Origin of the sequence: Kytococcus sedentarius (assembly GCF_041937525.1) — a bacterium.
Taxonomy (GTDB): domain Bacteria; phylum Actinomycetota; class Actinomycetes; order Actinomycetales; family Dermatophilaceae; genus Kytococcus; species Kytococcus sedentarius_A.
Genome location: NZ_CP169391.1, coordinates 499,866 through 520,395, shown reverse-complemented (window position 1 = coordinate 520,395; position 20,530 = coordinate 499,866). Strand labels below are relative to the sequence as shown.

Here is a 20,530-nt window from a genome sequence, read left to right as displayed (position 1 = left end):
GGTCCACCGCATGGGTGAGGCGGATTCGCGGGAACCGTTCACCGATGAGGTGCACTGTACGCCGTCGACACCCGTCCCCGGGTCTGGCTGAACCCTATGTCGGACCCTCGCGACGCGCCACTCTCATCGTTCACTTGAGGGTCATCCCCTCCCGGGGGTCACCCGCTGGGGTCACCCCTCGTGCACGACCACGCTGCCGGACCGGGTCGCGTCGATCGTCGCGCCGGGCGCCGGCGGCTGCTCGGAGAGGATGGCGCGCACACTCCGCTCGCGCTCGTCGAGGTCCTGCGCGTCGGTCACGTGACCCCACTGGACCACCCGACTGTCGGGCAGCAGCGTGGTCAGACCCGACTCGGAGGCGCGGTACTCCCGCACCTCCCGGCGCGTCTCGTCCGACAGCAGGGCCAGGGTGCCCACGGCCCGGGCGACCGCGCGGTCGGCCTGACCCCCGGGCACACCCTCGGCGAGCTGCAGCTCCGGCAGGCCCTCACCATCACCATCACCCGCGGCATCCGCACCCTCGAGGGTGGTGATCACCTCACCGTTCGCAGCCAGCACCTTCCGCTCCCCTCCTGCCGCCTGGACGGCCACTGCCTCCTCCAGGTGCAGCTCCAGCACCACGGACCCGGTCAGGCCACGGCCCACCTCGGCCCGGGCCACCCCCGGCAGGTCCTCCAGCTGCTGCCGGGCCTCCTCCCGGGGCAGCGTCGCCACGCGATCTCCCAGGCGGATGCCCGAGGCGCGCTGCACCTGCGCGGGGTCGGCCACCTGCTCCGACCAGGGGGCGGTGGCCTCGGGGCTCTCCACGCGGACGTCCACCGAGCGGACCACCCACCAGGTGGAGCCGTAGGCGACCCAGGCCGCACCGGCCACCAGGAGCGCAGCCAGGAGGCCACCCACCCACCACCACGGGCTCAGGCCGCGGCCTCCCGGCTCAGGACGCACCACTCGGCCGCGACCGGCCGGGCGTGCCGGTGCCCGCCGGCGGCTCACGAGGCGGCACGCAGGGCGTCGAGGACGGGCTGCCCGGCGGTGGTGATGCTGCCGGCCCCCACCAGGAGCACCAGGTCCCCGGGCCGCACCACCGAGGCCACCACCCCGGGCAGGGCCTCCAGGGAGTCCACCGCGCGGTGGGAGGTGGTGAGCCGGTCGGCGATGAGCTGGCTGGAGACACCCGGCAGCGGCTCCTCGCGGGCCCCGAAGACGGGCAGGAGCAGCACCTCGTCGGCCGCGTCGAGCCCCGCCGCGAAGTCCGCGGCGAAGTCCCGGGTACGGGAGAACAGGTGCGGCTGGAAGGCGACGACGACCCGGTGGCCCGTCTCGTGGGCCAGTGCCGCCCCGGTGCGGACGACGGCAGCCACCTTGTCGCCGTTGTGGGCGTAGTCGTCCACGACCACCACACCCCCGGCCTCACCCCGCACCTGGAAGCGTCGGCTGGCCCCGGCGAAGTCGGCCAGGCCTGCGAGGCTCGCGGCCTCCAGTTCCAGGTCCGGCGCGGGGTCGCCCGCGCCGCCCCGAGCGGCACCCGAGGCGTGCACCACGACCGCATGGGCAGCGGCCGCGTTGAGCAGGTTGTGAGCACCCGGAACCTTAACCTTCAGGTTGACGGTTCTACCAGAGATGCCGTCTCGCAGAGAGGATTCCCACACCATCCCTGCATGGGATGGCGCCCCGAGGTGGAGATCCGGCGACGGCTCGCCCTCCACGCCGAAGCCGTAGGTGATGACCCGCAACCGGTCGCGCTGCCGGTCCGCAGCGACCCGGGCGCCCGGGTCGTCCGAGCAGGCGATGAGCACTCCCCCATCAGGAACGGTCTCGAGGAACTCGTCATAGGCCCGTTGCACCGTCTCGAAGCTCCCGTAGAGGTCGAGGTGGTCCGGGCGCACGTTGGTGAGCACCGCCACCTCGGGGCCGTAGGTGACGAAGGACCCGTCCGACTCGTCACCCTCGATGACGAACTCGGGCGCCGTCCCCACCTCGGCGTTGCGCCCCCGGCCCACGAGCTCCGCTCCGATGGCGTACCCGCAGTCCCGGCCGGCGGCACGCAGCGCCCAGGTGACCATGGCCGAGGTGGAGGTCTTGCCGTTGGCCCCGGCCACCACGATCCGGCGCCGCCCCTGGGTGGCCAGCGCCAGTGCCTGGGCCTGGTGCAGCACGGGCAGCCCCCGTTCGCGGGCGGCACGCAGCTCCGGCACCTCCTCCTTGGTGGCACTGGAGACCACCACGGCGTCCACGTCGGCCACCCGGCCGGCGTCCCAGCCCACCTGCGCGTCGATGCCCGCCTCTCGCAAGGAGGCCATCACGGGCAGGTCCGCGGGGTCGGACCCACTCACGACCACCCCGCGGGCGGCCAGCAGACGCGCGATGCGGGAGACACCCGAGCCCGCCACGTTCAGCAGGTGGATCCGCTGCCAGGCGTCCAACGGAGGCAGCTCGGCCCGGAAGTCGAAACGCGTGGGCACCCCGGCGATCTCGCCACCCTGCTCCGGGACCTGCACGGCCGGGCTCATCGGACGGCCCCGCGGATCATCTGGACCATCTCACCGGCTGCAGCACCCGATCCCAGCGAGGCCGCTGCCCGCGACATCGCCTCCAGGCGCGGTGCGTCGGTGGCGAGGGCGGTCAGCTCACCGGTCACCCAGGCGGGGGTCACCGCATCGTTGTCCACCACGATGCCGCCACCTGCCGCCACCACGTCGGAGGCGTTGCGCCGCTGCTCGCCGTTGCCGATCGGCAGTGGCACGTAGACCGCGGGCAGGCCCACGGTGGCGAGCTCGGTCACGGTGTTGGCACCCGCACGGCAGACCACGAGGTCGGCCGCGGCGTAGGCCAGGTCCATGCGATCGCAGTACTCCAGCACCACGTACCGCGGCCCCGGGCCGCGGTCGTCGCGCCCGGCCAGGGACTCCGGCACCTTGCCCGCCCCGGTCAGGTGCAGCACCTGCACCCCGACAGCCAGCAGGGCGTCGGCCGACCGGGCGAACGACTCGTTGAGCTGCGCGGCCCCCAGTGACCCGCCGGTGACCAGCACCGTCGGCCGGTGGTCGGACAGCCTCAGCGCCGCCAGTGCCTCGGCCCGCAGGCCGGCACGGTCCAGACCCGAGATCTCCTCGCGCAGCGGCATGCCCACCAGTCGGGAACCTCGCAGCCTGGTCTGGCTGAAGGTGGTGGCCACGTGAGTTGTCAGGCGCGCCCCCAGCTTGTTGGCCAGCCCCGCCACCGAGTTCTGCTCGTGGATGACGATGGGGATGCGCCGGTTGCGTGCCGCCAGGTAGGCCGGGGTGGAGACGTATCCCCCGAAGCCCACGACCACCTGCGCCTGCGTCTCGTCGAGCACCTGGCCGGCCTGGTCGACCGCGCGCTTCATGGCCCCGGGAAAGCGCAACGCGGCACCCCCGGGACGCCGCGGGAAGGGCACCTTGGGGATGGTGCGCAACCGGTAGCCCCGCTCGGGCACCAGCCGGGCCTCCAGGCCCTCGACGGTCCCCAGCACGGTGATCCCCACCTCCGGGTGCTCGCGGCGCAGGGCGTCGGCCGTGGCGATGAGGGGTGACACGTGCCCTGCCGTGCCCCCGCCTGCGAGGACGACCGAGGTCAGGGAAGTCATGGGTGCCTCCAACTGCGTGTGTCAGGACCCGGACGCCGCGCCCGGGTGGTCGGCGCCAGTCTCTCAGGACCGGCGGCGCCCGCGGGTGACCGTGCGCCCGCCTGTTGCGCCCCGTCGGGTGCCGCCGGTGCGCCCGCCAGAGCGCGTGGTCCCCGCGGAGCGCGTGCGCGTGGTGCGCCCGGCGGACCGCGTGCGCGTGGTGGTGCCCGCAGCCCGCGTGCGTCGCGCACGCCGGGCCCGGGCGCGCGCGGTGGCCGGCACCTGATCGCGCGCGAAGGCGACCAGCAGCCCCATCGCCGCCAGCGTGGCGATGAGCGCCGACCCGCCGGAGGAGACCAACGGCAGGGGCACACCGATGATGGGCAGCAGGCCGATGACCGAGCCGATGTTGATCATGGCCTGCCCCAGCACCCAGGCCATGATGCCGGCGGTGGCGATGCGGGTGAACGTGTCGCGCGTGCCGGCGACCACCCGGTAGCAGACGAAGCCGATGGTCGCGAAGAGCAGGATCACCCCGCACGCGCCGAGCATGCCGAGCTCCTCACCGATGACGGCGAAGATGAAGTCGTTGTGCGGCTCCGGCAGGTAGAACCACTTCTCGCGGCTCGCACCCAGGCCCACGCCCCACCAGCCCCCGTCGGCCAGGGCGTACTCCCCGTGCACCTTCTGGTAGCAGTTCTCCTGGTGCGGCCCGGAGCAGTCGTTCAACCAGGCCGCGATGCGCCCCATGCGGTTGCCGGAGGTCAGCGCCAGCGTGGCGGCGGCCGCGACGGCGACGGCGAGACCTGCCCCCATCCACACCATGGACACCCCGGCCACCCAGAGCATGCCCACGGCGATGGCCAGCAGCACCAGCGCCGAGCCGAGGTCCCGGCCCGCCAGCACCAGCCCCAGGCAGACGGCCACCACCGGCACGACGAAGGGCACCATGAGGTGCAGGAACTCACGCAGCCGCGGCACCTTGTGGGCCAGCAGGAAGGCACCACCCACCACGAGACCGAGCTTGAGGAACTCCGAGGGCTGCAGGGTCTGCCCGCCCACGAGGATCCAGTTGCGGTTGCCCTTGGCCGCGACACCCAACGGCGTGAACACCAGCACCTGCAGCGCGATGGTCACCACCAGGGCGGGCACGGCCAGTCGCCGGATCCACCGGACCGGCACCAGGGCGATCACCGCGGCCACCGCCAGGCCCAGGCCGGCGTAGGTGGCCTGCTTCACCCCCTCGGCGTAGCTCGAGCCGGACTCCGAGTAGGAGGTCACCGACGAGGCGGAGAGCACCATCACCAGCCCCAGCACCAGCAGGGCGAGGGGCGCCGCGACCGCGAGGCGTGCCACGGTGACCGGCCGCTGCAGCCAATCGGTGAACTGCTCCCAGCGCGAGACGTCCGCCCCCACGTGCGTCGCCTCAGCCATCAGTCCGGTCGCGTCCGTCGCCCGCCTGCCCGCCGTGCAGGCGGCGGACCTCCTGGGCGAACAGGTCCCCGCGCTCGCCGTAGTCGGAGAACATGTCGATGGACGCGGCGGCCGGGGCCAGCAGCACCATGTCGCCGGCGGTGGCGCGCGCGGTGGCGGCCGTCACCGCATCGGCCACGGCACGACGGGGATCGGTGTGCTCGATGTGGTCGACGGGCACCTCGGGGGCGTGGCGGGCGACGGCCGCGGCGATCACCGCAGCGTCCTTGCCGAGTACGACCACGGCCTGCAGCCGGTCGGCCACCTCGCTGACCAGCTCGTCGACCTCCGCCCCCTTGAGGTCGCCCCCGGCCACCCACACGATGCGGTCGCTCGCGGTGAGCGCGGCCGCCGCGGCGTGCGGATTGGTTGCCTTGGAGTCGTCCACCCAGGTGATGCCCCCGGCCACCAGCACGGTCTCCATCCGGTGGGGGTCGGCGCGGAAGGCCCGCAGCCCGGCCCGGACGGCCGCCGGCGGCACCCCGTGCGCGCGGGCCAGCGCCGCGGCGGCCAGGGCGTTCGCCACCAGGTGCGGGGCAGGCGCCACGCCGTCGCGCGTGAGGTCCTCGAGAGTGCCCAGCTCGGCGGCAGAGCGCTGACGGTCCTCCACGAAGGCTCGGTCGGCCAGCACGTCCTGCACCAGGCCCAGCTCCGACAGACCGGGGGTCCCCAGGCCGAAGCCCACGGCACGACAGCCCTCCACCACGTCGGCCTGCTCCACCAGGGCGCGGGTCACGTCGTCCTGCAGGTTGTAGACGGCGGCCACCTGCGCGTTGTGGTGGATGCGTCCCTTGTCGCCGGCGTAGGCCTCGATGCTGCCGTGCCAGTCCACGTGGTCGGCCGCGAGGTTCAGCACGCACGATGCCTGGGGCGACACCGTCCAGGTGTGGTGCAGCTGGAAGCTCGAGAGCTCCACGGCGATCGCCCCGAACGGGGTGGGGTCGAGGATGGCCTCCATGATCGGGGTGCCGACGTTCCCGGCGGCCACGGCGCGCTCGCCGTTGGCCTCCAGCATCGCGGTGAGCATGCGCACCACCGTGGTCTTGCCGTTGGTGCCGGTGACGCACAGCCACGGGGCGGCGCCCTGCGCGGGGCGCATCCGCCAGGCCAGCTCGACCTCGCTCCAGACCGGGATGCCCGCCCGGCGGGCGGCCTCGAGCAGCGGGGTGGAGGGGCGCAGCCCCGGCGAGGTGACGACCACCTCGGTGCCCTGCTCGGCCAGGGCCGCGGCGCAGTCCTCGACCGCCTCCGGGCCGGTGGCGAACCACGGCACGGCGGCCTCACCGGTCACGAGCTCGGCACCGAGGATGCCCAGCAGTCGCGCACGCTCACCCAGCTGCGTGCCGGGCTCGGGCTCCTTGCCCTCCAGCACGGTGACGGCCGCCTGCTGCTCCAGCAGCGCATCGGCGGCCGCGAAGCCGCTGACCCCCAGGCCCACCACCACGACGCGCAGCCCTGCCCAGTCGGCCTCCCGGCTGGTCAGGCGACCACCACGCGGCTCCGGGCTGGCGAAACCCGTCTCCAGGGGCACCAGCCGCGCCATCAGCGCACCAGCCAGTCGGTGTAGAACAGCGCCATGCCGGCGCCGACGAACAGGCCGCCGAGGATCCAGAAGCGGATGACCACGTTCACCTCGGGCCACCCGAGCATCTCGAAGTGGTGGTGGATGGGGGTCATCTTGAACACGCGCTTGCCGGTGGACTTGAACGAGGCCACCTGGATCATCACCGACACCGTCTCCATGACGAAGACACCGGCGATCACGACCACCAGCAGCTCGGTACGGGTCACGATGGCCACACCGGCCAGTGCGCCACCCAGGGCCAGCGAGCCGGTGTCACCCATGAAGATCTTGGCCGGCGAGGCGTTCCACCACAGGAAGCCGATGCAGGCACCGGCCACCGAGGCACAGATGATCGCCACGTCCAGCGGGTCGCGCACGGTGTAGCAGGCGGAGGTGTCCACCATCGAGCAGTTCTGCGAGAACTGGAAGAACGCGATGAGGGTGTAGGCGGCGAAGACGATGGCCGCCAGGCCCGTCAGCAGCCCGTCCAGACCGTCGGTGAGGTTGGTGCCGTTGGACATGCCGGCGATGATCAGGCCGGCCCAGACCACGAAGAGCAGCACCCCGCCCACGGCGCCGGCCGCAGCCAGGTCGAGGGGGGTGTCACGCACCCAGGAGATGGCGGTGCTCGCCGGTGTGACCCCGTGCTCGTTGGGGTACCGCAGCGCCAGCACCGCGAAGACGGTGGCCACGGTGAACTGGGCGATGAGCTTCTGCACCGAGGTCAGGCCCAGGTTGTGCTTGCGGGCGATCTTCAGGTAGTCGTCCGCGAACCCGATGGCCCCCATGCCCACCATGAGGAACATGACCAGCAGCCCCGTCCAGGACGGCGGCTCCCACCGGGCCAGCAGGGCTGCGACGTAGCCCAGCACGGCAGCCACCACGATCACGAAGCCACCCATGGTGGGCGTCCCCAGCTTCACGTGGTGCGAGGTGGGACCGTCGTCACGGATGTACTGCCCGTAGCGCTTGGCCTGCAGGTACCGGATGAAGGCGGGCATCCCCAGGAGCACGACCAGCAGCGAGACCGCCGCCGCGACGACGACGCCGATCACGCAACCACTCCTGCCACCTGGTCACCGAGCACCCGCATCCCGGAGTCCCGGGAGGACTTGAACAGGACGACGTCCTGCGCCACCAGCTGGTCCTCCAACACGGTGCGGGCCTCCTCGGAATCGTGCACGCTGATCACCACGGGCCCATCCTGCCCTGCCGCGGTGGCGAAGTCGCGGACTCCCTCGGCGATGGGCGCGGCCGTGTCGCCGACCACCAGCACGACGTCCACGCCCACCTCGGCAGCATGGAGACCCACCTCGCGGTGCCGTGCCGCGGAGTCCGGGCCCAGCTCCAGCATCCCAGCCAGCACCGCCCAGGTGCGCCGACCGTGGGCCATGTCACGCAGTGCGGTGAGCGCTGCCCGCATCGACTCGGGGTTGGCGTTGTACCCGTCGTTGATGAGCATCACCCCATCGGGTCGCTCGGTGACCTCCATCCGCCAGCGGCTGATCGCCTCGGCACGGGACAGGGCACCCACCGCGCCGGCGGTGTCCATGCCCACGTGGCGGACGGCCAGCAGCACGGCCAGCGCGTTGGCGGCCATGTGGGCCCCCCGCACACGCAGGTGCACCGGGTGGCGCTCGACCCCCTGGGGGCCGCGCAGGGCCACGGTGAAGCGGGCACGCCCGGCCTCGTCCAGGGAGAGCTCCTCGGCCCAGGCGGTGACCCGCTCGTCGGCCGCCGCGCGCCCCGCATCGAGGGAGAAGTACTGCACCTGACCGGAGGTGACGCGCTCGGACATGGCCGCCACCAGCGGATCGTCCGCGTTCAGCACGGCCAGACCGTCCTGGGGCAGCCCCTCCACGATGGCGGCCTTGGTGTCGGCGATCCCCTGCTGGCTGCCGAAACCACCCAGGTGTGCCGAGCCCACGTTGAGCACGATGCCCACGCGCGGCGGCACGATGGCGGTCAGGTAGGCGATGTGGCCGGGCCCCGAGGCGCCCATCTCCACCACCAGGTACTCCGTGGTGGGCTCCAGACGGCACACCGTCAGCGGCACGCCCACCTCGGAGTTGTACGACTCGATGGGGGCGATGGTGGGACCCGCCTGCGCGAGCACCTGCCCCAACAGGTCCTTGGTGGAGGTCTTGCCCGAGGAGCCGGTCACGGCCACGACCTGCAGGTGGGGCAGCTCGTCCACCATCCAGCGCGCCAGGCGCACGAAGGCCTCCTGCACGTCGGGCACCAGCACGTGGGTCCCCGCCACCTCCCGCTCGGCCAGCGAGGCCACGGCCCCGTGGGCCAGGGCAGCGTCCACGAAGTCGTGGCCGTCGGCGCTCTCGCCACGGCGCGCAACGTACAACGAACCGGCCTCGGCCAGACGGGAGTCCGTCACCACGGGGCCATCGACGACCAGGTCCCCGTCACCGTTGAGGGAGCCGCCCACCACCTGGGCGAGCTGGCGGGTGGTCAGCTGGATCACGGGGTCTGCTCCTGGTCTTCGGCCGGCGGGGACACTGCATTCTCCCCCGAGTCCGGGGAGACGATCTCGTTCGGGTCGTAGCTCAGCGGCGGGTACTCGGCCTCCTGGGAGGAGGGCGCCACACCCTCCTGCCGCAGGGCGAAACCCATCAGCTCGGAGAACACCGGACCGGCCACCACGCCACCCCAGGGCGAGACCTCCGGCTTCTGCACCGTGACGCTCACCACCAGTTCCGGGTCGTCCGCCGGCGCATAGCCCGCGAAGGATGCGGTCACCCCGTCGTACCCGCCCTTCTCCGCGTCGTAGCGCTGGGCGGTCGAGGTCTTGCCGGCCACCGCGTACCCGGGGACGGCCGCCTGCGGGGCGGTGCCCTCCTCGGTGGGGACGGCCGTGAGCATGCGCGTCACCGCATCGGCGGTGTCCTGACGCACCACGCGCTGCCCCGCATCGCGCTCGGTCTCCTCCCATTGACCGCCCTCCTCCCGGGTGGCGGCGACGAGGCGCGGCTTCACGCGCACACCGTCGTTGGCCAGCGTCTGGAAGACCGTGTTCTGCTGGATGGCCGTCGACGAGACGCCCTGGCCGAACATCACCGTGAAGTACTGGGTGTCGCTCCAGGCGTCGGGGTCGGCCAGGATGCCGGACGACTCCCCCGGGAAGCCCAGCCCCGAGCCCTCCCCCAGGCCGAAGGCCTCCATGTACTGGTGCAGGCGGTCGCGGCCCAGGTCCTCGCCGGCCATGATCGTGCCGATGTTGGAGGAGGTCGCCAGCGCCCCGGCGAAGGTCAGGTAGCGGTTCCCCGGGAAGTCGTGCGAGTCCTTGAAGTCCTTGTCCGCCCGGGGCAGTCGGTTGGGCACGACGAGCTTGGTCTCGGGGGCCACCAGACCCTCCTCCAGGGCAGCGGCGGCGGTGATGACCTTGCCGGTGGAGCCGGGCTCGAACACCTCCGTGAAGATGGGGTTCTCCCGGTCACGCGGGTCCTCCACCTTCCCCTTCGGGTCGAACCCGGGGTACGAGGCAGCCGCCAGGACGTCGCCGTTCGTGCGCTGGACCACCGCCGTGCCGGAGATGCCGCCCATGTCCTTCACCCGCTCGGCGAGCAGTTCCTCGGCCTTGAACTGGATGTCGGCGTCGATGGTGAGCTGCACGTCGCGGCCCGGCTGTGCCTCGCTGATGTCCACGGCGGTGGTCGCGATCCGCCCGCCGGCGGCCGAACGCTGGTAGGCGATGGTGCCCGGGGTGCCCGAGAGCGTCTTCTCCGCCACGGCCTCGATGCCGCCGGAACCCACCTGTTGCGCGTTCACCCAGCCGATGAGGGGTGCCGACGTGGAGCCCAGGGGGTAGGTCCGCACGCTGGAGGGCTCCGACCGCACCCCCGGCAGGCGGAGCTCCTGGACGGCCCGCCACTCGGTGGGGGTGACATCCTTCGCCACGTACAGGAAGCGGCCGGGTGCGTCCTCGATGCGCTTCTCGAGCTCGCCGGCGTCCAGGTCCAGCACCTCGGCCAGCGCCGCAGCGCTGCCCTGCGCTCCCTTGTCGATGCCGCGGGCGTCGTTGCCCTTGTAGTCGCGGAGCAGCTCCGGATCGACCGTCACGTGACGGGTGGAGACGCTCCGGGCCAGCACGGTGCCCGAGGCGTCCGTCACCGAGCCACGCAGCGCCGGGACCCGCTCGGTGTGCATGCGCGAGGCCAGGGCTGTTTCGGCAAGTGCCGGCCCGTCCAGCGCCTGCAGGCGGAAGAGCTGGCCGATGAACAGCGTGAACACGAAGGTGGCCACCACCAGCAACCAGCGCGCCCGACGGACCGGGTGGCCCGGAGCCGCGCTGCTGGTCCGGCGCCGCGAGCGGCGGCGGGTCTGGGTGACGGTCATGCGGTGGTCTCTCGCTGGTCAGTCGGAGGAGCTGGGCTCCGCGGGCTTCGTGGCCTTCTCGTTCTTCTTGTCCTGCTGGTCGCTCTTGTCGCTCTTGTCGTTCTGCTTGGCCTGCTCGTCCTTCGTGACCGTGGCGTCCTTCTCGGACTTCTGGGGCGCGTCGTCCTTCTTCTTGTCCTTGTTCTTCTTGTCCTGCTCGTCGGCCTTCTTGTCCTTGTCGGACGTGTCGCCCTCGTCCGCCGACTCCTTCCTCTTCTCCGAGGAGGAGGCGTCCGGCTCGTCGTCGGTCGCGGCAGCACCGGACCCGCTGTCCGGCCCGCTACCGGTCGCCGGGGCATCCGGCGCGGCCTCGGCCTCACCCAGCACGGCCCCGCTCCCGGGGTCGACGTAGCCCATCGTGCCAGCCGGCACCATGCCCAGCTGTTCGGCGCGCGCGGAGAGCTGCTCGGGCGAGCTCATCTCGTCCACCTGCGCCTCCAGCGACAGCCGGGTCTCGGTGGCCTGCCGGTGCGAGGACTCGGCCTCGGCCAGCTGGAAGGCACCCTCGCCCCGGGCAGTGTTGAAGACCAGGGAGGCGACCATGGCCCCCACCACGATGACGGCGCACAGGATGGCGAACGCCTTCCGCGAGCACGTGGTGACGTAGCCACGGGCAGACCGGACACCGGTCCCCGCCGCGGTGCCGACGGCACGGCCCCACTCGGCGGGGCGGAGGCCGGGCACCACCGGTGCGGTGGTCCGGGCTCCCCGGGCTCCCCGTGCCGACACCGGGCGCGCTGCGTTCCGTCCGCGCAGGCCTCGCAGGCCCCGCGGTCCACTCCACGGTGCTGTGGTCATCAGTTCCCCCTCCCTGACGGACGGTCGGTGGTGCGGGTGCGCTCGGCCACGCGCAGGCGGGCAGAGCTGGATCGACGGTTGATGGCGCGCTCACCCTCATCGGGCTGTTCGGCGCCCCGGGTGGCCAGGCGCAGCCACGGTGCGTGCTCCGGGAGCTCCACGGGGAGGCCCTCCGGCGCACTGGAGGTGGCACCCGCGGCGAAGGCCTGCTTGGTGAGGCGGTCCTCCAACGAGTGGTACGAGAGCACCGCCAGGCGCCCGCCGATCTCCAAGTGGTCCAGGGCGCGGTGCACGGTCGTGGCCCAGATGGACAGCTCGCTGTTCACCTCGATGCGCAGGGCCTGGAAGGTCCGCTTGGCGGGGTGCCCCCCGGTGCGCTGCGAGGCCGCCGGCACGGTGCGCTCCAGCAGCTCCACCAGGCGTGCCGAGTCCGTGAACGGCTCCTGCTCCCGTTCCCGGAGCACCGCAGAGGCGATCTTGCCGGCGAAGCGCTCCTCGCCGTACTCCTTGAGCACGCGGGCGAGGTCGCCGTGGCCGTAGGTGTTCAGCACGTCCGCCGCGGACTGCCCGACGGTCGGGTTCATGCGCATGTCCAGCGGGGCGTTCCGCGAGTAGGAGAAGCCGCGCTCCACCTCATCGAGCTGCAGCGAGGAGACGCCGAGGTCGAACAGCATCGAGTGCGCGCGCTGGACGCCCACCCGCTCGAGTGCAGGGCCCACCTCGTCGTAAGTGCCGTGGTGGGCGGTGAAGCGGTCACCGAACCGGGCGAGGCGCTCGCTGGCCAGCTCGATGGCCTGCGGGTCGCGGTCGATGCCCACCACCCGCACCCTGGGGAAGCGCTCGAGCACTGCCTCGGTGTGACCGCCCATGCCCAGCGTCCCGTCCAGGTGCACCGCCCCGTCCACCCCGTCAAGAGCCGGGGCCAGGAGGTCGAGGATGCGCGTGAGCATCACCGGCACGTGGCGTGTGCTGGTGGGCGGCTGGCCGTCGCTGGGGGCCATGGCTCCTCCTCTCCTGGGTGATCGGGTCGGCTGGTCGGTGGCTGGTCGGTGGCTGTTTCTGGAAGTGGATGGCCGGACGGGTGGCGGCGGGATGCGTCCCGGATGGCCTGCCGGGCGGGTCCCCTCCGGCTGCGCCCGGCACCGGGGAAGGTGTGCCGGGGGCGGCGCGGCGGGGGCCGACCCAGCAGGACGTCACAGGAGCCCCGGGACCACCTCCTCCGACTGCTCGGCGAAGGACTGCTCGGTGCTCTCCAGGTAGCTCTCCCAGGCCGCGGTGTCCCAGATCTCGGCCCGGTTGCCGGTACCGATGACGGTGCACTCGCGGCTCAGCCCGGCGTACTCCCGCAGCGTCGGCGGGATCACGATGCGCCCCTGCTTGTCCGGCACCTCGTCGGAGGCTCCCGAGAGGAACACGCGCTGGAAGTCACGCACGGCCTTGCTGCTCACCGGGGTGGACTGCATGGTCGTGGCGATCCGCTCGAACTCCGCCATCGGGAAGACGTACAGGCAACGCTCCTGACCACGCGTGATCACCAGGCCGTGCGCGAGCTTGTCGCGGTACTTGGCCGGGAGGAAGAGCCGCCCCTTCTCGTCGAGGCGAGGCGTGTGCGTCCCGAGGAACATCGGCACTCACCTCGTCTCCTGGTTGGGGGTGCTCTGGCATCGGCACGGGGCCGGTGGAGTCGTCGCTGGGTTGGCGCCACCCTACTCCACTTTGCTCCACCACCCCACCCCCTCGCTCCCCTCCGCACACCGCGTTGTGGTTTGCCGCATGTTCATGCGGATTATTGATGGGGTCCGGCCGGCCGCCCCAGCGCGCCGTCGCCCCTCACAGACCGGGCCCCACGACGAGAACAGGCCAGATTTCGCGCATCCGGGTCACGAGGTGGAGCAAAGTGGGGGAAGTGTGCTGCTGCGGGTTGTCAGGGGGGTGAGGCACGATGGGCCCATGTCGACTCCCTTCCCGTCCCGCTCGGTCTCGGACGTCCGGGCCGGCGCAGACGCACTGCGCCGTGCCGTCTCCCAGGTGGTCCACCTGCACGAGGAGGTGCTGGACACGGTCCTGGTGACGCTGCTCTCGGGGGGCCACCTGCTGCTGCACGACGTCCCGGGGGTCGGCAAGACCACGCTGGCCCGTGCCCTGGCCACCGCCACCGGTGGGAGCGTCGGGCGCATCCAGTTCACCCCCGACCTCCTCCCCGGCGACGTCACCGGCGTCAGCGTGTGGCGCTCCGACCGCAGCGAGTTCGAGTTCCACCCCGGTCCCGTCTTCGCCAACGTGGTGGTGGCCGACGAGATCAACCGCGCCTCGCCGAAGACCCAGTCGGCGCTGCTGGAGGCGATGGCCGAGCAGAACGTCACGGTCGATGGGGTGACCCGCCCCCTCCCGCAGCCGTTCCTGGTGATGGCGACCCAGAACCCCATCGAGATGGAGGGGACCTACGCCCTGCCGGAGGCGCAGCGCGACCGCTTCACCTGTGAGACCTCCCTGGGCTATCCCACCCGCGAGGCGGAGATGGCCATGCTCGGCGAGCAGACCGGCGACGACCCCCTCGCCCACCTGCGACCGGTGATGAGCGTGGACGACCTGCGCAGCCTGGTGGCCGCGGCCCGGCAGGTCCACGCCTCGGAGGGCCTGCGCGGGTACGTGGTCGACCTGGTGTCCGCCACCCGCCAGTCCCCCGACGTGATCCTGGGGGCCTCGCCCCGTTCCTCCCTCCATCTGCTGCGCGCGGCCACCGCCCACGCCGCCCTGCAGGGGCGCGATGCGGCGACTCCGGACGACGTCCAGCGCGTGGCCCCGTGGACCCTGCCGCACCGCCTCATCGTGGAGCACGACGTGGACACCACCGAGCTGGTGCGCCGCATCCTGGGCACGGTGCAGGTGCACCGGACCGGCGCCTGAGCGGCCGGGCTCCATGGCTGCTGCCTCCGCCTCCGCATCGTCCCGTCGCGTGCCGGGGCTCACCCTGCGCGGGTGGGTGCTGGTGCTCGCCGGTCTGCTGCTGGTGGGCGTCGGCCAGTACTTCGGGCTCGGCGACCTGAGCCGGCTGGGGGTGCTGCTCGTCGCGCTGCCCGCCCTGGCCTGGCTGCTGGGTCTGGGCTCGGTGCGCACCACGCACACCGACCTGGACGCCACGCCGGCGACGCCGCGCGCCGGCGACCCCGTGGACCTGCGCGTGGCCACGCGCTCGACCGCCCCCCTGCCCGGCGCGCCGGTGGTGGCCCACCTGCCGGTGCACGGCACCTGGGGGCCCACGATCGAGCTGGGCACCCTCGCCGTACGCTCCCAGGAGACCGTGCAGCAGGTGACCGTGCGACCCACGCACCGCGGCCGCTACGAGGTGGGCCCGGTGCTGATGGACCGCTCCGACCCCTTCGGCCTGACCCGTCAGGCCCTCACCGAGTCGGGTGAGGCACTGACGGTGACCGTGCTGCCGCGCACCGTCGACTACCCCGGCGCGAGGGTGCGTCGGTTGGTGCAGGACGCCGCCCAGCGCACGGTGACCATGCGCCCCACGACCGATGCGGTGGACGCAGCAGCGGTGCGTGAGTACGGGCGCGGGGACGACGTGCGCCGCATCCACTGGCGCAGCACGGCACGCACCGGCGACCTGATGGTGCGCCACGACGACACCGAGGTGAAGCCGTGGCTGCTGATCTGCGTGGACGAGGGGGCCCCCTGGGGGGCAGCTCCCGAGGGCTCCACCGGCCCCTACCCCGGCCCGCCGGCCTTCGAGGCCGCCGTGCGGGTGGCCGCCACGCTGGTGGAGTCCGCAGCCCGCGCCGGCCTGGAGGTGCGTCTGCTGACCGCCGCCGGCATGACCGATGGTCTCCACCAGCGCGCCGTGCGGACCCCCGACGCCCTGGCGCACCTGGCCGCCGTGGCCCCCCGTGACCGGCGTCCGGAGGACTTCGCCCAGCACGCCCTGGCCGCCACCCGGTCCGGGGGGCTGCCCTTCCTGGTGACCGCCGGCCACACCCCCGCCGACACCGGTGCCCTGGGCGAGCGTCACCCCCGGCACCCCGGGACCGCCCTGCTGGTGGGTGCCGAGCCCGCTGGAGGCACACCCTCCGACCGCCGGGAGACCGCCGCCTTCGCCCTGCGCCGGGGTGGCTGGCGCGTGGCCTCCTGGTCCGAGCTCGGAGACGAGGGCGGAGCACCCGGCCGACCGGCGGGGGGCGACCGTTCCGACCCCTCCGATGCGGCGCTGCGCCGAGCCATGGACCTCCTGACGCGCGCGACCTCCCGAGGTGAGACCGCATGAGCACCCCGACCGCTCCGGGGACCGCCCCGGCCCAGCACGCCGAGGGTGGAGTGCTCCGCCGTCTCTGGGACCGCACCGAGCCCCTCTCCGCCGCCCTGGTGATCGGCCTGTGCCTGCTGACCATCTGGCCGGCGCGCCAGCTGTTCGAGGACGGCGGGTGGTGGGGGCAGGCCGTCGCGCTCACCGTGGGTCTGGTGGCTCTCGCCGCCGTGGTGCGTCTGCTCACGGGCTCCACCGTCCTGGCCACCGTGGCCCAAGTGGTCGCGGCAGTGGTCCTCCTGCTGCGCGGCTTCCTCGCGGACACGCTGGCCGCGGGCCTCCTCCCCACGCCCCGCACGGTCAGCGCGGTGGTCGAGAAGTTCCGGACCACCGGTCAGCTGCTCGCGGAGAGCTCGGCCCCGGTGCCGGTCCACGAGGCCCTCACCTTCGCACTGCTGTGCGTGATCGCCCTGCTGGTGGTGTTCACCGACTCCGCCGTGCACACCCTGCGGTCGGTGCTCATGGGGGCCGTCGCCCCGCTGCTGGTCTTCGTCACCCTGGCCGCCAACCGCACCACCCACGAGCCGTGGTGGTGGTTCCTGCTCATCGCCGCCACCTGGGCCGGGCTGCTCGCCCTGCACCACTCCGCGGAGACGGCGCCGGCCAGCGGTCGGGGCCGAGGCATCCTGGGGGCGCCCGGACGCGGGGCCATGCTGTCCACGGCCGCCGCGCTCACCACCATCGGCGTCGTGGTGGCCCTGGTGGTCCCCGCCGTCCTCCCCGAGCGCGAGCAGCGGTTGGTGGGCCGGGGGCTGGCGGAGGACAGCTCCCTGGCGACGGTGGACTTCACCGACACCCTCGACCTCGAGTCCGACCTGCGCAGCGACGACGAGCGCCCCGTGATCCTCTGGCACTCGGAGAGCTCCTCCCCCGGCCCGCTGCGCATCACGGCCACCGACCGCTTCGCCGACGACCGCTGGTCGCCCCAGGAGGGACGGGCCGCGGCCGAGGTGCTGTCCGATCCCCGCGCGGTGGAGGACGTGGTCCCCGACCGGCTCCCCCGCGTGGACTGGGCGGGCGAGCTCGAGGCCACCGAGGAGGCCTTCGCGGTGACGGCCAACGGCATCCCGGCGCCCTTCCTGGCCACGCCCTCGTTCCCCGTCGACCTGCGCTCGCCCGTGGCCGTCACCGGCGACCCGGTGACCGATGCGGTGTGGATCGGGGAGGACGCGCGCCGCTACGAGGGCACCGCACTCGAGCCGACCGTGCCGGAGGAGCTCCCGCAGTCCTCGGGCGGAGCGAGCGCCCCGGATGCCGCCCTGGCCGTCCCGGAGCAGATCGCCGGCACCATTGCCGAGACGAACGCCCAGGTCGTCGACCCCGACGACGCCCCGCTGGACAAGGCACGGGCCATCCAGTCCTTCCTGCGCAACGGCGACTTCGAGTACTCCCTCGACGCCGCGGAGCCGCAGGACGGTGAGTCGATGGTGCAGGCCTTCCTCCGTGAGAAGCGCGGCTACTGCACGCAGTACGCCACCACGATGATCATGATGGCGCGCGAGCAGGGGATCCCGGCACGCATGGCCATCGGCATGCTCCCGGGGGACCAGACCTCCAGCGACGTGGGCCGTGGCTCCGACGTGGGGCCGGAGCGGCTGGTGCAGCGCAACGACGCGCACGCGTGGCCGGAGCTGTACTTCGAGGGCGTGGGGTGGCTGCGGTTCGAGCCGACCCCGTCCGAGCGGGCCGCTGCTGCGCCGGCCTACAGCCAGCCGGTGGGCGCCGAGCCGAGCGCCTCCCCCTCGCCGTCCGAGGCGTCCCCCTCGCCGTCCGAGGCCTCGCCCTCGCCGTCCGAGGCGTCCCCCTCGCCGTCCGAGGCCTCGCCCTCCCCGTCGTCCTCGCAGGCCGAGGACGACCAGGACGGCGCCGAGTCGTCCGGGTGGTGGCGGACGCTGCTGGCGGTGCTGGCGGTGCTGCTGCTGGCGGCCCTGGCCCTGGCCTACCTGCCGTGGCGCGCGCGCCAGGCACGCAGCCGGGTCACCGAGGGCGAGCAGTCGCCCTGGTCGGCCGCGTGGGAGACCCTGCGCCTGGACCTGCTGGACCGCGGTGTGAGCACCCGGTCCACGGACTCCGTGCGCGCCCAGGCCAAGGCCGTGCTGGGACAGCGGCCGGCGGTGGATGCTGATGCCCTGGCCGAGCTGGCCGAGCGTGCCGAGGCCGCCCGCTACGGGCGCCCCGCGAGCGATGGGTCCACCGAGACGGCGACCGGTGCTGCGACCGACGCCAGCGGCGCAGCGACCGGCACGGCGGCGGACGCTGGTCCGGATGGTGCGGCCGACGAGCTCCGACGCAGGGTGCTGGTGTCCGTGGACGACGACGAGTCGTTCATCGACCGGACCCGCCGGCAGCTGTTCCCCGCCTCCGCCTCGCGCTGAGCAGGGCCCCATGCCCGGGAACCCCGGGTGTGGGGCCGGGCGCAGGTGGCCCGGGCCTGGGTGCCCCCACGCAGGGCCGAGCGCGCACACGACAGGGCGCCACCCCCCATCGGAGGTGGCGCCCTGTGGTGCGGTGCGACAGACGGCGGCGTGACCCCACCTCGGGTGGGTGGACGCCGCCGCGACGGGCCCGTCAGTCCAGCCCGTCAGTCCAGGTAGTCCCGGAGGACCTGGGAGCGGCTGGGGTGGCGCAGCTTGGACATGGTCTTGGACTCGATCTGGCGGATGCGCTCACGGGTGACCCCGTAGACGCGCCCGATCTCGTCGAGCGTCTTGGGCTGACCGTCGGCCAGGCCGAAGCGCATGGAGACCACGCCGGCCTCGCGCTCGGAGAGGGTGTCCAGCACCGAGTGCAGCTGCTCCTGCAGCAGGGTGAAGCTCACCGCATCGGAGGGAACCACCGCCTCGGAGTCCTCGATGAGGTCACCGAACTCCGAGTCGCCGTCCTCGCCCAGCGGGGTGTGCAGCGAGATGGGCTCACGGCCGTACTTCTGCACCTCGACGACCTTCTCCGGGGTCATGTCGAGCTCCTTGGCGAGCTCCTCCGGGGTGGGCTCGCGGCCCAGGTCCTGGAGCATCTGGCGCTGCACGCGGGCCAGCTTGTTGATGACCTCCACCATGTGCACCGGGATGCGGATGGTGCGGGCCTGGTCGGCCATGGCGCGCGTGATGGCCTGCCGGATCCACCAGGTGGCGTAGGTGGAGAACTTGTAGCCCTTGGTGTAGTCGAACTTCTCGACCGCACGGATGAGGCCCAGGTTGCCCTCCTGGATCAGGTCCAGGAAGAGCATGCCGCGCCCGGTGTAGCGCTTGGCGAGCGACACCACGAGACGCAGGTTGGCCTCGAGCAGGTGGTTCTTGGCGTTCTTGCCGTCGGAGGCCACCCACCACAGCTCGCGCTTGAGCTTGGCATCGATCTTGTCACCGGAGTTCAGCCGCTGCTCGGCGAACAGGCCGGCCTCGATCCGCTTGGCGAGGTCCACCTCCTGCTCGGCGTTCAACAGCGCGACCTTGCCGATCTGCTTCAGGTAGTCCTTCACCGCGTCGGCGGTGGCGCCGGCGGTGACGACCTGCTGGGCCGGGGCGTCGTCCTCGTCGTCCGCGCGCAGCACGAACCCGCGGGACTCCGACTCCTCCTCGGTGGACTCCGCCTTCTGCGGGGCGGCCTGCGAGGTCTCACCGGCCACCAGCTCGACGGTGTCCTTGCCGGCCAGGGCCGCGCGCTCCTCGGCCTCGTCCTCGGCGGCGATCTCGTCCAGCTCCGGCGCGTCGGCCGCGGCATTGCGGGCGTTGGTCTCGGCAGCGGACTTCGTGGTCCCCTTGGCCGCGGTCCTCCCCTTGGCGGTCGTGGACTTCGCCGCGGTTCCCTTGGCGGCCGTCGTGGCCTTGCGGGTGGTGCTGGCGGTGCCCTTGGCCGACGTGCCGGACGCGGCGGTGGTGCTCTTGGCCGCGGTGGACTTCGCGGTGGTGGACTTGGCCGCAGTGGACTTGGCCGCGGTGGACTTCGCGGTGGTCGACTTGGCCGCGGTCGACTTGGCGGTGGTGCTCTTGGCAGCGGTCGACTTGGCGGTGGTCGACTTCGCGGTCGCGGTCTTGGCCGTCGTCGACCTGGTGGTCCGCGACCGGGAGGCACGCGGCTTCACACCACGCTGCTCCTGGGCCAGGCGCGCCGCGGTCTCCTGGTCGAAGTGCACCTCGACGCCCTGCGAGCGGAGGTTCTTGAGCAGACGCTGCGCCTGGGTGGGCGTCAGGGAGGCACCCTCGATGGCCTGCTGCACCTTGTCCGTGGCCACCTTGCCGTTGTCGACGGCACGCTCCACGAACTCGATGAGACCCGGCTTGTCCAGCAGCTGCTTGCCCAGGACCGCCGTCACGGGCTCGCTGACGGTGGGCGTCTCTGCGGACTTCTCGGACGTGGGGGGAGTCACGAAGCGGATCCTTCCGGGGTGGCATCTCAGGGCGCGACGAACCACCGG

Annotated in this window: 15 protein-coding genes; 3 read left to right on the top strand and 12 right to left on the bottom strand. The window is 72.8% G+C overall.

All coding sequences use genetic code 11. From position 1 onward, the window contains the following. Positions 1–171: 171 nt before the first annotated feature. From ACEY2A_RS02375 to mraZ, 11 genes are all read right to left on the bottom strand, one after another. Entirely contained in the window at positions 172–945 is a 774-nt protein-coding gene (locus ACEY2A_RS02375) for a cell division protein FtsQ/DivIB (protein ID WP_374929290.1), read from the bottom strand. A gap of 44 nt (positions 946–989) precedes the next feature. Continuing rightward, a complete protein-coding gene (murC, locus tag ACEY2A_RS02370) occupies positions 990–2,510 on the bottom strand; it encodes a UDP-N-acetylmuramate--L-alanine ligase (RefSeq protein ID WP_374929289.1) in 1,521 nt (506 codons plus the stop codon). Then, entirely contained in the window at positions 2,507–3,607 is a 1,101-nt protein-coding gene (gene murG, locus ACEY2A_RS02365; RefSeq protein WP_374929288.1) for an undecaprenyldiphospho-muramoylpentapeptide beta-N-acetylglucosaminyltransferase, read from the bottom strand. Before murG ends, murC begins: the two co-directional genes overlap by 4 nt. Before the next feature lie 63 nt (positions 3,608–3,670). After that, positions 3,671–5,020, bottom strand: coding sequence for a putative lipid II flippase FtsW (gene ftsW, locus ACEY2A_RS02360; RefSeq protein ID WP_374929287.1), 1,350 nt, complete (start codon positions 5,018–5,020; stop codon positions 3,671–3,673). Beyond that, on the bottom strand, positions 5,013–6,602 hold the full coding sequence (gene murD / locus ACEY2A_RS02355; RefSeq protein ID WP_374929286.1) for a UDP-N-acetylmuramoyl-L-alanine--D-glutamate ligase: 1,590 nt from the start codon (positions 6,600–6,602) through the stop codon (positions 5,013–5,015). The genes ftsW and murD overlap by 8 nt, the downstream gene beginning before the upstream one ends. After that, entirely contained in the window at positions 6,602–7,678 is a 1,077-nt protein-coding gene (gene mraY / locus ACEY2A_RS02350) for a phospho-N-acetylmuramoyl-pentapeptide-transferase (RefSeq protein WP_374929285.1), read from the bottom strand. Before mraY ends, murD begins: the two co-directional genes overlap by 1 nt. After that, positions 7,675–9,102, bottom strand: coding sequence for a UDP-N-acetylmuramoyl-tripeptide--D-alanyl-D-alanine ligase (murF, locus tag ACEY2A_RS02345; RefSeq protein WP_374929284.1), 1,428 nt, complete (start codon positions 9,100–9,102; stop codon positions 7,675–7,677). The genes mraY and murF overlap by 4 nt, the downstream gene beginning before the upstream one ends. Further along, positions 9,099–10,973, bottom strand: a complete 1,875-nt coding sequence (locus ACEY2A_RS02340) for a peptidoglycan D,D-transpeptidase FtsI family protein (protein WP_374929283.1) — start codon at positions 10,971–10,973, stop codon at positions 9,099–9,101. The genes murF and ACEY2A_RS02340 overlap by 4 nt, the downstream gene beginning before the upstream one ends. 18 nt (positions 10,974–10,991) lie before the next feature. Further along, the gene (locus ACEY2A_RS02335) at positions 10,992–11,810 is read right to left on the bottom strand and encodes a hypothetical protein (RefSeq protein WP_374929282.1); all 819 of its coding nucleotides are present in this window, start codon (positions 11,808–11,810) and stop codon (positions 10,992–10,994) included. Beyond that, a complete protein-coding gene (gene rsmH / locus ACEY2A_RS02330) occupies positions 11,810–12,811 on the bottom strand; it encodes a 16S rRNA (cytosine(1402)-N(4))-methyltransferase RsmH (RefSeq protein WP_374929281.1) in 1,002 nt (333 codons plus the stop codon). Before rsmH ends, ACEY2A_RS02335 begins: the two co-directional genes overlap by 1 nt. Positions 12,812–13,003: 192 nt before the next feature. Continuing rightward, on the bottom strand, positions 13,004–13,435 hold the full coding sequence (gene mraZ, locus ACEY2A_RS02325) for a division/cell wall cluster transcriptional repressor MraZ (protein ID WP_374929280.1): 432 nt from the start codon (positions 13,433–13,435) through the stop codon (positions 13,004–13,006). A 325-nt stretch (positions 13,436–13,760) separates the two neighbouring features. On the opposite strand from mraZ, the gene ACEY2A_RS02320 reads away from it, so the two are divergent. From ACEY2A_RS02320 to ACEY2A_RS02310, 3 genes are read left to right on the top strand one after another with little or no spacing between them, the layout of a single operon-like run. Further along, positions 13,761–14,717, top strand: coding sequence for an AAA family ATPase (locus ACEY2A_RS02320; RefSeq protein ID WP_374929279.1), 957 nt, complete (start codon positions 13,761–13,763; stop codon positions 14,715–14,717). A gap of 13 nt (positions 14,718–14,730) precedes the next feature. Next, positions 14,731–16,080, top strand: a complete 1,350-nt coding sequence (locus ACEY2A_RS02315; protein ID WP_374929278.1) for a DUF58 domain-containing protein — start codon at positions 14,731–14,733, stop codon at positions 16,078–16,080. Beyond that, positions 16,077–18,494 carry a transglutaminaseTgpA domain-containing protein gene (locus ACEY2A_RS02310; RefSeq protein ID WP_374929277.1) on the top strand — a complete coding sequence of 806 codons (2,418 nt, stop codon included), beginning with the start codon at positions 16,077–16,079 and terminating at the stop codon, positions 18,492–18,494. Before ACEY2A_RS02315 ends, ACEY2A_RS02310 begins: the two co-directional genes overlap by 4 nt. A 206-nt stretch (positions 18,495–18,700) precedes the next feature. Here ACEY2A_RS02310 and ACEY2A_RS02305 read toward each other — a convergent pair whose 3' ends face one another. After that, positions 18,701–20,482, bottom strand: a complete 1,782-nt coding sequence (locus tag ACEY2A_RS02305; RefSeq protein WP_374929276.1) for an RNA polymerase sigma factor — start codon at positions 20,480–20,482, stop codon at positions 18,701–18,703. Positions 20,483–20,530: the final 48 nt, after the last annotated feature.

Coding starts and splice junctions, on each gene's coding strand:
- ACEY2A_RS02310 (WP_374929277.1), top strand. CDS start 16,077: ATGAGCACCCCGACCGCTCCGGGGACCGCCCCGGCCCAGCACGCCGAG.
- ftsW (WP_374929287.1), bottom strand. CDS start 5,020: ATGGCTGAGGCGACGCACGTGGGGGCGGACGTCTCGCGCTGGGAGCAG.
- ACEY2A_RS02335 (WP_374929282.1), bottom strand. CDS start 11,810: ATGACCACAGCACCGTGGAGTGGACCGCGGGGCCTGCGAGGCCTGCGC.
- ACEY2A_RS02340 (WP_374929283.1), bottom strand. CDS start 10,973: ATGACCGTCACCCAGACCCGCCGCCGCTCGCGGCGCCGGACCAGCAGC.
- rsmH (WP_374929281.1), bottom strand. CDS start 12,811: ATGGCCCCCAGCGACGGCCAGCCGCCCACCAGCACACGCCACGTGCCG.
- mraZ (WP_374929280.1), bottom strand. CDS start 13,435: ATGTTCCTCGGGACGCACACGCCTCGCCTCGACGAGAAGGGGCGGCTC.
- murD (WP_374929286.1), bottom strand. CDS start 6,602: ATGGCGCGGCTGGTGCCCCTGGAGACGGGTTTCGCCAGCCCGGAGCCG.
- ACEY2A_RS02315 (WP_374929278.1), top strand. CDS start 14,731: ATGGCTGCTGCCTCCGCCTCCGCATCGTCCCGTCGCGTGCCGGGGCTC.
- murC (WP_374929289.1), bottom strand. CDS start 2,510: ATGAGCCCGGCCGTGCAGGTCCCGGAGCAGGGTGGCGAGATCGCCGGG.
- murG (WP_374929288.1), bottom strand. CDS start 3,607: ATGACTTCCCTGACCTCGGTCGTCCTCGCAGGCGGGGGCACGGCAGGG.
- ACEY2A_RS02320 (WP_374929279.1), top strand. CDS start 13,761: ATGTCGACTCCCTTCCCGTCCCGCTCGGTCTCGGACGTCCGGGCCGGC.